This is a genomic window from Citrobacter sp. W9 (genome assembly GCF_026719375.1).
GTDB lineage: Bacteria > Pseudomonadota > Gammaproteobacteria > Enterobacterales > Enterobacteriaceae > Citrobacter > Citrobacter werkmanii.
Window position 1 is genome coordinate 848242 of the sequence record NZ_JAPPTE010000001.1, and the last position, 12586, is coordinate 860827.

The following is a 12586-nucleotide window of genomic DNA, read 5'->3' on the forward strand; positions in this document are numbered from 1 at the left end:
CAATGTCGAAAGTCTGCATAATCGCCTGGGTCTATGGTCGGGTTCAGGGGGTAGGATTTCGCTACACCACGCAACATGAAGCGCAACGACTGGGATTGACCGGATACGCTAAAAATATGGATGATGGCAGCGTAGAGGTTGTCGCCTGCGGCGAAAGCGAACGGGTTGAACAGCTAATGAAGTGGTTAAAAGCCGGAGGGCCGAGCAGCGCCAGGGTAGAACGGGTTCTCAGTGAACCACACCGCCCTGGCGACGAGCTAAAGGGATTTAGTATCCGCTATTAAATACATTTGACCGGTTTCGGCAGGCCGGCAATTTTAGTCGCCTGCTTGGCCGGACCTTTTGGGAACAGACGGTAAAGATAACGGCTGTTGCCTTTCTCTTCGCCAAACTTGTTGGCCATCGCTTTTACCAGCATGCGGATAGCGGGGGAAGTATTAAACTCCAGATAAAACTCGCGTACGAAACGCACCACTTCCCAGTGTTCAGGGGAGAGGTCGATACCTTCGTTTTCGGCGATTTTCTCCGCCAGCGGCTCGCTCCACAGCGTGGTATCTTTCAGATAGCCTTCGCTATCGGTCTCAATTTCCTGGCCTGCAAAAATGAACATAGTGCTCTGTCGATAAAGTAAAAACCGCCCCTAGTCTAGCAAATAAGGGGCGGCGTGAGAAACCTTGCCCTACAGAAGAAGCTGTAGCAGATTGTTGGCATTAAGCTTCTTCAGCGCGTTACATTTATACGTCGATACCTGCTTTTCGCTAATCTGCGTCATATGTGCAACATGTTTTACCGATTGTCCGTTAACCAGCCTGTCGAGAACATTGAACTCCATGCCTGTCAGACAACAGTTCAGGCTGCGTACCCGACGCGGCTCTTTAGCAAACATATACGGCGCATCCACGACGGCAAGTCGGTCATCAATGATATACAAGGTCAGCGTGGTAAAACGCTTTCGCAAATGCGTTGCCAGTGCCCAGCCTTTTTCATTGCACACCAGATAAACGGTTCCCTCCCAGCACCTGGCCTCCAGTTGCAGCAGAATGTCGACCAGTGCCAGATGCGTTCTCGTGACGGAAAAGCGGCAACGTACAACGAGGGTGTCGCAGGCCAGCAGCGAACGACGCCACTTTACCGTGCCGCACTTCACCTGAGTCGGCGCGTTACGACGCAGAAGGGCATAGCGCAACCCTTCGGCATAAAAACGATTATTATCAAGAATGACGTAATTCACGGCGGCCTCTTTATAACGTACTGGGCGTGTAAATAATGCGTAGCGTACCGGTGTAATCCCCGGCATTTTTGCTGCTGGCGGCAAAGGCAGGCGTTTTCAGGATAATAGGGGCGGGTACGCACAGTACGCCCTCGCGCCCGCCGGGCAGCACGACCTGACGCAGATACTGTGGATCGTTGGTGCCTTGCCAGACCACGGTTTTACCGTTAGCGACAGTTTCGGTTGCGCCAGTGATGGGATTGGTGACAAAGACCTGATAGTCGAGACGATCCCGCGCATCGGTCTGACTTCCGCCACGTCGCCGGATTGAAAACGCGCCTTCGGTACGGCCTGAAGCGTTGAGCTCGTTGTCCTCAAACCGCAGATAAGTGCGAGTGCTGGTACTGTTTTTTCCGTCGTACAAGCACATATCCAGCGTGTTTTCCCCCTGGATCTCGCTGCCGCCGGGCCGCCCCGGGAAGTTGGTCAGGTTGAGGTTAACGATAGGCGTTGAGTGTGGAAATGCGGGCAGATAAATCTGCTGATTACCCGGATCGACCACCTCAATGCGAATATTTGCCTGCCAGTTGGCGATGGTGAGATAGCCAGGACATCCGACATTCACGTCATTGAAGTTCCCGCTACAGTCGGCGCTCTCCCATTGACGCAGGTTCTGCTTCAGGGTGGCGGTCCAGATGCCCGGTAGGGTGAGCTTATCCAGTTCGCTTTTCACAATATAGAAATCGAAGTAGGGTTCTCTGTTCCAGGCTGCAATAGTAGTTGTCCCCCCCGCGACAAAACTGGCAAAGGTAAAGACTTTGTTACTGATAAACAGGTAGTGATCGCCATACACCTTGATATCTACCGTTTTGCGGGTAAGGGCATGTGTAAAACGTAAATTGATGGCATAAGGCGCGGCCAGGTTCGCCGAGAACCACACCGGGGCGGTCATACAGGCGCCATAGGTGGTATCGGTACGGGATAAGCAGGTCAGGGTATTGCGTCCCCACTTTTGCGGATCGGCGGCATCATAGCCGCCTGATTCATGAAGCCAGATATCGAAACGCGCGGGTGGTGCCATGCGATCGTAGCTTATACCGACGCTGGAGTTTCTTCCGGCCGGGGCGCCCGCCAGCGTCTGGCCAGCCCACAGGAGCAGGAAAAGTAAAATAATAAGGCTTTTGTTCACATCATTTCCCTTTAGTGAGGTTGTCTGCGTTCATGGCAGTCGGGCCGGTCGGCACGCTACGTCCGGCGAGCATTAGCTGCGCCTGTTGCTGGACCGTATCCGGCAGGGCAGAGAAGGTTAATTCCCGGCAAGGGATCGACCCGACATAACGCACGACGTCGCGCATACTCTTCACGTTTAGCGCGCACTGATAAAACTGCTGCTGACGCACCAGGTAGAGGTTATGCAACAGAGCGTCGCTTTGGGCGCTAAACCCGCCGTTGCCAAGGTCGCTCCAGCCGTTTACGTTCAGGGGCACGCCGCCAATAAACGGCGAATGTTGTTCGTCGGTTAACTGGCCGAGCCATGTATAGCTTGCGGTGGTTTGCACGTGCCGACGGAGCAGTTTGCCTGGCACCATAAACAATGTTCTGCTGCCGGAACCTTGTGTGATTTCACTGCTGGCACCTCGGGAGACATCCAGCGATTCGTTAATCGTCAACGTCGTCTGCTGATAGCCAGGCACGGCGAAGAGGGCGCGGCTATTGCCTGGGATATCTGCGCTGCCGCCGTTATCCAGCGACACAGCGACGCGCGGATCCTGGGAATCTTCCGGCGTGGCAACGTTAACCGCGATGGCTGAAGCAGGGCGTCCGTCGCTCCAACGGCCCAGCCACAGGCCAGAGCGAGATAGCGCGAGCGTTGAACTGTAATTGCCGCTGCTGCTCAACGTATGACGCCCATCCTGACGATCCCAGGCGTCGCTGACGGTCAGACTACCGTTGCCATAGCGTCCGCCCTGGCGCGTATAGGCAGAGGCATTGAGCGAATCGCTGTTAATGCCTGACGCGCTCAGTCCATACTCATTTTCACCACGTGCATCGGCATACCAGTTGTGCGCCACGTTGTAGCTCAGCTGGTTTTTTTCATGCTGCTGGTGCTGCCACGTCGCGCCCAGCGAGGTATAACTCGTCGCATCGCCCTGACGGTTATGCGCCATTGACAGGCTTACGCTCAGGTAGCCGCCTTTATCCCTACCTGCGCGGGAGTCATCGTTTCGCATGAAAAGGTTAATGCTGCTGTTGATGTTCAGGCCGCGAGCGTTGAAAGCTGTACTTAAGCCGCCCTGCCAGGCCCGCGTGCGCGAGCGGGTCATATAAACCGACTCCCATGGCAAGCCCGCATCGTGGCGATCGTCGCTGTCCGGGAGTTCCCGACGAGCAACGTAACGTCCTTCGTTGCGGTTATCTGAATACCCCAGACTCGCGTACCAGGTGCCGACAGGGACGGAGAACATGACCGACAGGCTTCGGTAACAGCCATTCACGGCGTCAAACCCTGCGCTTCGGGTATTGCAGTTTTCTGCTGATAACGCGTTGCGATAGAAGCTCAGTGAAAAACCGTCGTTATAGCTGATTTGCTGAATATTGCCGCGTTGACCTTCGCTGCCGTATAGGTAGCTAAAGCGGGTACTTAGCACGCCATCGATCGGGCCGGTGTTGAAACCACGGCTCCAGTCGAGCGCATTTTCCAGAAAACGCTGGTTTTTTTTTATTGTTGCGCCGCTGGTCAGCGCCAGCGTTGGAGTGACGGGCAGGCGGATGCCCGCTTGCGCGACCGCGCTGCGTTTGTCGTTTTGATCGTTATTGTCAGTTTCGCCTGCCTGCAGGAACCACTCGACGCGATCGAAAGGTGTAATGCCGGTTCGGGTAAACGGTACCTGCTCGGTGCGCGTCAGCCGGTTATTTTCATAGACGGACAACGTCACGGTATAGCTCCCGTCCGGGAACGAACGGGTGTCCAGGGTTTGCGCCCCGGCATTCAGATAAAAACTGGCCAGCAGTTGATTACCCCGGCGGGCGTCGATACGCGCATCATGAGAAAGCAATACGGTGATAGGCGTACCCTTTGACTGCTGAACCGGATTGATCCATGCCCTTGTTGAGCCTGTGCGCAAGCCGCGAATTTTACCCAGCGGCAGTTGGCTGAGATTGATATTCCCGCCGGCATTGCTGAACAGATCGCGAGTGTCCATCTCGCCCAACTGAACATAGTATTGGCGCCAGATATCCTGACGAAACCAGGCATTGTTGACGGTTATCTCCTGTTGCTGCTGGTGCTTCGAACGTTGCCCCATCCAGGTCCAGTCGAGGTTAAAGTAGCCGTCCTGGGTGAGTGCCAGCGCGCCATTGCCCTGAACGGTGGCTGACTGGTAATCCCTGTCGGCAACAAAATTGATATTCTGCTGATGGATTAACGCATTCTCGGTGTCCTGCGTGGGCTGATACCACTGGCTTTCAGTGGTTTGTTTAGGCAGAAATTTCTTGTCGAAAAAAAGATTAATACGGGCGTTATTTTCATCATAGATAATGGCCGCGCGCTGGGTATCAAGGTAATCGCACCCCGTTGCGGAGCCATTGCTGCTGCATGCCAGATTGCCGTTACGGGCCAGTGGAACGGCCAGGGCTGCAGACACGGTGGCAATGAGGGCAGGATCGTCATTAAACTGCCGTTTGATGGCCGTGACCACGGTTTCAGGCGCGACAAAACTTACTGTTTCAAGCGTGATATCCGTTTCAAAAAGGCCAAGCGACTCGCCATAGAGATTGACTTCTGTCCACAGGCGCTGTGTTTTCGCCAGATCTTCAAAACCTGCCGGGACGGCCATCTCTGCGCAGGCGAGTTGGATGGATGCGGGTAACAAAGCAACTAAGAGGAGAGTATTTCTGTGAAACGCCATGACCGAGCCTCGACATCATCCTGACGTCAGAGGGTGGGCACCCTCTGACGTTATTCCTTAGGTACTGTGGTGTTACGCACCGCCTTCCGTGGTTGTCGCCTGCGTCAGCATCAGGCTGACAACGCCGCTGTACTGACCGGTTTTCAGAATGCCTTTGGTGGTTTGCGAAATGGTCAGTGGCAGTACTGCGGAACCGTTTTCAATGCTGCCAGGGAACAGTTCAGTTCCGGTAAATTCAGCATCGGTGGTAGACAGTGTTTTATCACCCAGAATGACCGTCATCGGTACAATCTGGTCACCATCCGTGTTGGTGAGTTTTGCCGCACTAACGAGGCGCACTTTGACGTTGCTGGTGGCGGAGTTAGACCACACCTTGGTGTTAAGACGGTAGCTTTCCAGACCACGACCAGGCAGGTACTGCATGTCGATGCTGGCCGGCAGCGGCGTGTTATCGGCCTGGGTCATATCCAACTGTGAGTCAACGCTGGCGTTAACGGTAATATCTTTTTGAATTGCCAGCGCGCTAAAGGACGAGGTCATCGCGGCAACGATCATCAGAGGTTTAATATACTTACGCATTGATATCTCCATATTTACAAATGAGCACCTTGGCTCTTTCAACGAACTACGTGGGTTTTTACTGTGATGTCGTGTTATTGCACGACGGGTAAGTCAGCTTCTTCAGCGGTTTTATTTACCCAGTTGAAGTAGCGGAATTTATATTTCTGGCCATGGCTCATTGTGAGTGTTTTTAATTTCCGTTCAGTGTCCGGATAAATCGTCGCGTCTTCTTTTATCCATTTACACGATGAATTTGCATCACAAATACCAATCTCTCTGAGCGGTACACGCAGCGTGCCATTGTTTTTTAACGTCCCGCGGCGAGGGTCGAACGACAGTGAAATTACGTTTTCTTCTGGAGCAATATGGACCAGTGCGCCCCAAATCACGTTGACGCCCAATGTTGCCATCGCGGCAGGGCTTTCAGCCTTGCCCGGAATAATGCTGTCAGGTTGTTTTACCCCTTCAAAATAGACGCGCCAGGTGGTCTCTTTTTTCGGAGGCATAAGCGATACCAGACGAACTACGCGCATCGCGCCGGCCGCGAGGGCAAATTTTTCGGGCGTAACCACCACGCCATCTTCTTTCCATGACGCCACATCAATTTCTTTTTCCTGAGCCGTGCCGGGATTAAGAATTTTCTTTTGCCTCACCCGAATGAACTGAATATCATCCGTTTTTGAAGCCACCTTAATTTGCGCCGCACCGGAACTGTCTACATTCAGTTCCATGGGATACACGCTCATATTGGCCATTGTCATTTCTGAGAAAAATGGCAATGACAGCGCGGCGACATAAAAGGCGGTTGTCATGCTCACTCTTTTTTTCTGTTTCACAATCAGTCTGCCTGCTCTGAGTTTAAAGGCGGCGCGTTAACACCAGGACACCGTCTGCTTTCGTATCGCTTCAGGGCAGGGAAACTTTAACCAGAACAGCGGTTTGTGAAAATTTGTATTAGTTAACTCGTTATATACAGTTTTTTATCCTGCTTTTTTGGCTTTAAGGTTGTATAGTTAAGCGAAAATACCGCGGCCAAGGATGGGAAGAAAATTCCTTCTGATGAAAAAACAAGCAGATCAGGAGGTGGTTTTCATGTCGATGTACCAGGGAATAAAAAGCATGCGGTTACAGCCGAGAATAAAAGATGTTTTTTATATGCAATAATTCGTTGTTATTTGATCCTGAAGCACATGCAATAAGCCTTGTTGGACAACCTGAGACTGTATTAACACTTTCGGCGCCAGCCGTTCGTCTTTTACAGGAATTTATTAAACACCGAGGACGCGACCTGAGCCGGGAGGAATTGATCACTCGCGTATGGGAAGAGTTTGGCTTTACGCCATCCGGAAATAATCTTAATAAAGCGGTAAGCGAACTGCGTAAAAGCTTCCTGTCTCTGGGAGAGGGGCACGAATTTATCGTCACTGTCCCGCGCTATGGATTCCGTTTTGATGCCGATGTGATTTTTCAGCCTGGTGAGAACATTCAAGCCGCTGAGCCGCAATCCCCTTCCATGCAACCAGACATACAGCCCCGGCGCACTTATCTGAAAAGGTGGTTGATTATAGCGACATTGATCGTCGCAGCGTTGGGGGCGGGCATTTACCTTAGCCGTCCGCAGGAGATAACCGTTCCGGCGAAATTAAAGCAGGTCGAGGAAAAAATCGCACGTTGTAGTGTCTGGATTATCAACGATCATGGACGACCGTTAGTGCTCTCGAAATTAGCTGAGCGACTGGAGGCCAATAACGTGGCTTGTGAGCGCGAGGAGTACGATATTTATTATTTCAGCGCTCGTTTTTCGCTCGCCACCGCCGATGAAATGTTCATCGGTGCCTGCCCGGTCAGTAAAACCAGCCTGTGCAAGACTATTCGCTATAAAAGTGGGGCCGAAAAATGAAAATAAGGCTTCTTTTTGGATTGGGCGGTGCTGTGGTTGGCGGCGCGCTGGCGCTGTTTTACTATTGCGGCGCGGTCGGCAAAAGCGATGTGCTGGCCTGCAGCACTGAATTTAACTTTACGCGCAATGAGGGAAAAACAAGTGAAGTGAAGGTCAATACCATTGCCCAGTTCTATTTTCATCGGGACGGTACAGGCTTGACCACCTACAAAGGTGCAACAAGAGCTGGGGGGCAAAATTTGATTATTGACAGGGATGTAGACTTTACGTGGGAGCGGCGGGACGATGACAACGTCATTGTATTGAGTTACACCAAAACCTGGCGTCGACACAATGACAACACCCCCGATGCCCAGTGGGGAAGCTTTGCCTGGCCGACCGCTCGCTACTACCTGACGATTTCTGAACTTTCACCCGCCGTGTGGCTGATTCAGGACCGGCGTTATCCTACCTATATCTGCCGGAGTGAATAAGGTATAAAAAAAGAGAATGCCAATGGCATTCTCTTTTTTCGTATCAGTGATGCTGCTTAATCGCGGCTGGCGAAGCCCAGAATGCTCAGCAGGCTGACGAAGATATTGTACAGCGAAACGTACAGGCTAACAGTGGCGCGGATGTAGTTGGTTTCACCGCCACGGATGATATTGCTGGTTTCAAACAGGATTGCGCCTGAAGAAATCAGAATAAACACCGCGCTGATCGCCAGATGCAGTGCCGGCAGTTGCAGGAAGATATTCGCAACCATACCGATCAGCACAACCACGATACCTGCCATCAGCATCCCGCCGAGGAAGGACATATCTTTCCGTGTGGTCAGCACATACGCAGAGCAACTGAAGAAGACCAGCGCCGTACCACCCAGCGCCATGCCGATAACGTCACCCATCCCTGCAGACAGGTAGGTATTCAGAATTGGCCCCAGAATGTAGCCCAGGAAGCCGGTAAAAGCGAAAGCTGACAGAATACCAACGGGTTTATCCGCCGTTTTGTAGGTCAGGAACATCAGACCATACATACCCACCAGCGTCAGGATCAGTCCCGGAGAAGGCAGCATCAGCACCGTACTGGCGGTCGCGGTGATCGCCGAAAACGCCAGCGTCAGGCTGAGCAGGAAATAGGTGTTGCGCAGCACCTTATGTGTGCTGAGTAGCGATGTACGATCGCGCGAAGAACTAATAATACGATCCATGAGTCACTCTCTTATGACAGATGTAATTAATGATGAAGGATAATGAAATCAAGGGGAATGACACAGCGGTTTTACCCATCTTTACGCAGTTTAACCCGCCAGGCTTAAGCATATTATTTCAGCAAAAGCTCCCGAATCAGATGTTAGCACTGTATGTGTAAAAATGCCTGTTAGATATCGGCCAGGTTACTGAAAAATATTGCGTAATTCCCGTTTCTCTCTGACAGTGACAGCGGTGTCATCATAAACAGAGCAATAAGGTAAAGGGAATGACTCAAGATAAAACGAAGAGATTTACATTTACGCTGTTGGCTGTCTGTTTGATGTCGGTAAACGGCGCGGCGAGGGCGGCAAATGTTCCGGCAGGAACAGTACTTGCAGAAAAACAGGAACTGGTCAGAAACAACGGCAGCGAACCGGCGTCGTTGGATCCGCATAAAGTCGAAAGCAACGTGGAGTTTAATTTAATCAGCGATATGTTCGACGGACTGGTAGCGGTTAAGCCGGATGGGTCTATTGAACCCCGTCTTGCCGCCTCCTGGGAGAATAAAGGTAACACCGTCTGGACCTTTCATTTACGTCCGGGCATAACCTGGTCGGATGGATCGGCTATCACCGCACAGGATGTCGTCTGGAGCTGGCAGCGCCTGGTCTCGCCGCAAACGGCTTCACCATATGCCTCGTATCTGGGCAATATGCACGTGGCGAACGCGGTCGATATTGCTCAGGGTAACAAAGATCCCGCTACGCTAGGGGTCAAGGCCCTGGATGATACCACGCTGGAAATTACCTTAACGCAACCGACAGCGGCATTTTTGGCGATGCTGGCGCACCCGTCGTTGGTCCCGCTCGATAAAGTGCTGATTGGCCGTTTTGGCGATAAGTGGACCCGCCCAGAGCATATTGTCAGCAGCGGAGCGTACAAATTATCGCAGTGGGTGGTCAATGAGCGCATCGTTGCCGAGCGTAACCCGCATTACTGGGACGATCGGCACACGGTCATTAATAAAGTCACTTACCTGCCTATTAGTTCAGAGTCTGCTGACGTGAACCGCTATAAGGCGGGTGAGATTGACATTGTGTATAGCGTACCGGTCAATCAGTTTGCACAGTTGAAAAAGACCATGGGCGATGAACTCCATGTCTCGCCTCAGCTTTCAACCTATTACTATCAGTTCAATACGACCAGAGCGCCCTTTAATGACCCGCGCGTGCGTCGGGCGCTGAATATGGCGTTGGATAAAGACATCATTGCGCAAAAGGTGATGGGCCAGGGGCAACGTGCGGCGTGGGTTATCAGCCAGCCTGAAATAGGTGGGGTACAACTGCATGCGCCAGAGTATGCGTCGTGGCCACTCGACAAACGCATTGCTGAAGCTAAAAAACTGCTCACGGAGGCCGGGTATGGTCCTGACCATCCGCTGAGCTTAAATCTGCTCTACAACACCTTCGAAACGCACCAGCGTATTGCGATTGCCGCATCGTCAATGTGGAAGAAAAATCTTGGCGTTGAGGTGAAGCTGCAAAATCAGGAATGGAAAACCATGCTGGATACTATGCACACCGGTAATTTTGACATTGTGCGCTATGCGTGGATAGCCGACTATGACGATGCCTCTAGTTTCCTCAATATTTTCCGCACCGGGGACAGTGAGAATACCACCGGGTACAGTAGCCCCGCCTTTGATGAAGCGATGCATAATGCAGCGAAAGCAAGTTCACTGGAAGAGCGAGGTAAAGACTACCAGCAGGCTGAAGATCTGTTAGGTGAGGATGTACCTGCTATTCCGATTTATCACTATGTTCGCACTCATCTGGTGAAGCCGTGGGTAGGAGGATTTGCGCCGGATAACCGCGGAAATTACTACACCAAAGATATGTACATCAAAAAACATTAAGCGTGGTAGCCGCTATTTGTGCTGAATAAATGGCCAATTTGTTTTTATTTCAGTCGATTAACACTATTTTGGCTGTTTTTCAGGCAAACGAACACATTGGTACTTTACAGGTCCGTTCGGGATGTTTATAGTGCGCCTCATTGGAAGCGTGGCCGAGCGGTTGAAGGCACCGGTCTTGAAAACCGGCGACCCGAAAGGGTTCTAGAGTTCGAATCTCTACGCTTCCGCCAAACATGAAAAGGGGTTACCGAAAGGTAACCCCTTTTTGCTTATAAGGGAAATGCGAAAACTGTTACTGTGAGAGTTGGTAATGTTACGTCGCCTGGAATTGGTAACTGAAGGGCCTAACCGAGTAACCATCATACTTACCACTTCAGCCCAGGCGAGCTCTGGGTAACTTCTTTTTCGCTGGATATGATTGCTGCTGACTCTTCGAAAATAAAGCCCTCAACATTAAGTGTGAGGGCTGGTAATAATTAATTGTTATATTTTCCTAAAAACACGATGGCGTTATTGTCCGAAATGAATAATGTATAATATTCATTTGATGATACCGGCTTAATACCTTTTTTTATCATATCAGATAGTCTATTTTTGTTTTCTTGCTCATCCCCATAACCATGAAGGGTTTGCGTGAACCCTTTGTTGACCAATTGATATGACGCTAAAAACTCAGTGGCGGGAAAAACGAAATAGCCTATAAGTGGTTTATTATCTATTAATAATTTTGCTCTTTCATTTTTATTCAATTGGCCTACAGTACCAATGGAAGCGATGTCTTTATGAGTGGCAATGTCTTGCGCAATCATGTTAAAAACAAAATCTTCATATTCTTGTTGTGACTTCATAGCGTTGCTTAATTGAGCGCTAAAAGCAAGCGAAGCAATGACTGGGATCAGTGCAGCGTATTTAAAACGAGGAGCGAAACGCATAATCGGTATAGCAATTATAACCAGTATAACTGAAAACGAGACTAAAGTACGGGGAAGTACTGGTGCGTCCTGAAGTAATAATGTTGGTCCCATAAGTGAAATAATGAATATTAAAAAGGAGATAGCGCCATACAAAATAAATGTTGCTATTTGCTTAATATTAGTACGGTAAGCAATGAGCATAAACACGCAACTGATAAGTATTGGGATTGCGAAGTAAATGTAAACCGGGTGATAGAGATAAGAAAGAACCATTTCTTTTAAGGCAATTAATGTTTTGGCCAGATGCTCCAATCCACTCTGGTCTGGATGTATTAATTCTGCTCGAGAGTTATTTTTGGGCGAAAAGAAAAGCATATAGATAAGAAAAAATGATATGAATAAAATTGTTTTCTTGCATAAGAAAAATATCGATTCCTTGATCTTTATATCTTTTTTTGTTGCGATGATGATTACATCAATTGCAAGCAAGCCAATAAAAATATTGGCACATGGTTGATATAAGGTTAAAGATAATACGCCAGTTACTAATTTTGTTGCAATCTCTATCCTCTGGTTTTTATTTTTATAGGTATATGCAATCACCGCAAGGAAAAAGGCAATCGACATTCCGAGACTATCATATCTGTACGCAATATTCTGCAAAATGAATGGATTGAATATTAAAAGTGCTGCCACCATGTTTGCGTTCGAAATGTCTGATTTAAACAGGTGCTTACTGAGCGCAAGCGAAGATGCACCTAAGAAAATACATGATGCGAGCATTGTATAAGGAAACAGGTCAAGGTTATAGTGCCCACTGGCAGAAAAAAACCTTGTTAAAATATCTGCAAAAGGTCGACCTAAACCACGCCAGCCGTAATATCCAGTTATAGATCTATCTAAGTCATCTCTATAATATATGCCTGCCTGGATTAAGGGATAGATAAACAACAGGGCTAATCCTGAGTAAATAAACAATGCTTTTTTATCGTATCTGGAGAACATT

General features: G+C 49.9%; 12 protein-coding genes and 1 tRNA gene. 5 read left to right on the forward strand and 8 right to left on the reverse strand.

Going from position 1 to position 12586, the window contains the following annotated elements; translation table 11 throughout:
- Positions 1–2 precede the first annotated feature (2 nt).
- Positions 3–284, forward strand: coding sequence for an acylphosphatase (gene yccX / locus OOJ59_RS03920; protein WP_085048613.1), 282 nt, complete (start codon positions 3–5; stop codon positions 282–284).
- On the opposite strand, the gene tusE is transcribed toward yccX, so the two are convergent.
- From tusE to OOJ59_RS03950, 6 genes are all read right to left on the reverse strand, one after another.
- Positions 281–610 carry a sulfurtransferase TusE gene (tusE, locus tag OOJ59_RS03925; protein ID WP_038639458.1) on the reverse strand — a complete coding sequence of 110 codons (330 nt, stop codon included), beginning with the start codon at positions 608–610 and terminating at the stop codon, positions 281–283. The genes yccX and tusE overlap by 4 nt on opposite strands.
- Before the next feature lie 69 nt (positions 611–679).
- Positions 680–1231: a LuxR C-terminal-related transcriptional regulator gene (locus OOJ59_RS03930; protein ID WP_160955642.1), complete on the reverse strand. Its 552-nt coding sequence runs from the start codon at positions 1229–1231 to the stop codon at positions 680–682.
- A 10-nt stretch (positions 1232–1241) separates the two neighbouring features.
- Positions 1242–2399, reverse strand: a complete 1158-nt coding sequence (locus OOJ59_RS03935; RefSeq protein WP_160955643.1) for a CfaE/CblD family pilus tip adhesin — start codon at positions 2397–2399, stop codon at positions 1242–1244.
- A 1-nt stretch (position 2400) separates the two neighbouring features.
- The gene (locus OOJ59_RS03940; RefSeq protein ID WP_160955644.1) at positions 2401–5118 is read right to left on the reverse strand and encodes a TcfC E-set like domain-containing protein; all 2718 of its coding nucleotides are present in this window, start codon (positions 5116–5118) and stop codon (positions 2401–2403) included.
- Positions 5119–5190: 72 nt separating this feature from the next.
- Complete coding sequence (locus OOJ59_RS03945) at positions 5191–5697, reverse strand: CS1 type fimbrial major subunit (RefSeq protein WP_069323274.1); 507 nt, start codon at positions 5695–5697, stop codon at positions 5191–5193.
- A gap of 74 nt (positions 5698–5771) precedes the next feature.
- Positions 5772–6515, reverse strand: a complete 744-nt coding sequence (locus tag OOJ59_RS03950; RefSeq protein WP_069323275.1) for a fimbrial protein — start codon at positions 6513–6515, stop codon at positions 5772–5774.
- Between the two features lie 308 nt (positions 6516–6823).
- Here OOJ59_RS03950 and OOJ59_RS03955 point away from each other — a divergent pair, with 308 nt between their 5' ends.
- Together OOJ59_RS03955 and OOJ59_RS03960 are read left to right on the forward strand one after the other, a co-directional pair.
- Complete coding sequence (locus OOJ59_RS03955; protein ID WP_268063336.1) at positions 6824–7579, forward strand: winged helix-turn-helix domain-containing protein; 756 nt, start codon at positions 6824–6826, stop codon at positions 7577–7579.
- On the forward strand, positions 7576–8052 hold the full coding sequence (locus tag OOJ59_RS03960) for a hypothetical protein (RefSeq protein WP_268063337.1): 477 nt from the start codon (positions 7576–7578) through the stop codon (positions 8050–8052). The genes OOJ59_RS03955 and OOJ59_RS03960 overlap by 4 nt, the downstream gene beginning before the upstream one ends.
- A 56-nt stretch (positions 8053–8108) precedes the next feature.
- On the opposite strand, the gene yccA is transcribed toward OOJ59_RS03960, so the two are convergent.
- Positions 8109–8768 (reverse strand): FtsH protease modulator YccA, encoded by a 660-nt coding sequence (gene yccA / locus OOJ59_RS03965; RefSeq protein WP_003035917.1) that lies wholly within the window; start codon positions 8766–8768, stop codon positions 8109–8111.
- A gap of 269 nt (positions 8769–9037) precedes the next feature.
- On the opposite strand from yccA, the gene OOJ59_RS03970 reads away from it, so the two are divergent.
- Positions 9038–10666 carry an ABC transporter substrate-binding protein gene (locus tag OOJ59_RS03970; RefSeq protein ID WP_087857535.1) on the forward strand — a complete coding sequence of 543 codons (1629 nt, stop codon included), beginning with the start codon at positions 9038–9040 and terminating at the stop codon, positions 10664–10666.
- 142 nt (positions 10667–10808) lie between these two features.
- Positions 10809–10896: transfer RNA gene (locus OOJ59_RS03975), tRNA-Ser, on the forward strand.
- 246 nt (positions 10897–11142) lie between these two features.
- On the opposite strand, the gene OOJ59_RS03980 is transcribed toward OOJ59_RS03975, so the two are convergent.
- Positions 11143–12585 (reverse strand): glucosyltransferase domain-containing protein, encoded by a 1443-nt coding sequence (locus tag OOJ59_RS03980; RefSeq protein WP_193157016.1) that lies wholly within the window; start codon positions 12583–12585, stop codon positions 11143–11145.
- Between the last annotated feature and the right edge of the window lies 1 nt (position 12586).

Excerpts from the sequence above, each read along its gene's own strand:
- yccX (WP_085048613.1), top strand. The coding sequence starts at position 3 with ATGTCGAAAGTCTGCATAATCGCCTGGGTCTATGGTCGGGTTCAGGGG.
- tusE (WP_038639458.1), bottom strand. The coding sequence starts at position 610 with ATGTTCATTTTTGCAGGCCAGGAAATTGAGACCGATAGCGAAGGCTAT.
- OOJ59_RS03940 (WP_160955644.1), bottom strand. The coding sequence starts at position 5,118 with ATGGCGTTTCACAGAAATACTCTCCTCTTAGTTGCTTTGTTACCCGCA.
- OOJ59_RS03945 (WP_069323274.1), bottom strand. The coding sequence starts at position 5,697 with ATGCGTAAGTATATTAAACCTCTGATGATCGTTGCCGCGATGACCTCG.
- OOJ59_RS03955 (WP_268063336.1), top strand. The coding sequence starts at position 6,824 with ATGTTTTTTATATGCAATAATTCGTTGTTATTTGATCCTGAAGCACAT.
- OOJ59_RS03960 (WP_268063337.1), top strand. The coding sequence starts at position 7,576 with ATGAAAATAAGGCTTCTTTTTGGATTGGGCGGTGCTGTGGTTGGCGGC.
- yccA (WP_003035917.1), bottom strand. The coding sequence starts at position 8,768 with ATGGATCGTATTATTAGTTCTTCGCGCGATCGTACATCGCTACTCAGC.
- OOJ59_RS03970 (WP_087857535.1), top strand. The coding sequence starts at position 9,038 with ATGACTCAAGATAAAACGAAGAGATTTACATTTACGCTGTTGGCTGTC.
- OOJ59_RS03980 (WP_193157016.1), bottom strand. The coding sequence starts at position 12,585 with ATGTTCTCCAGATACGATAAAAAAGCATTGTTTATTTACTCAGGATTA.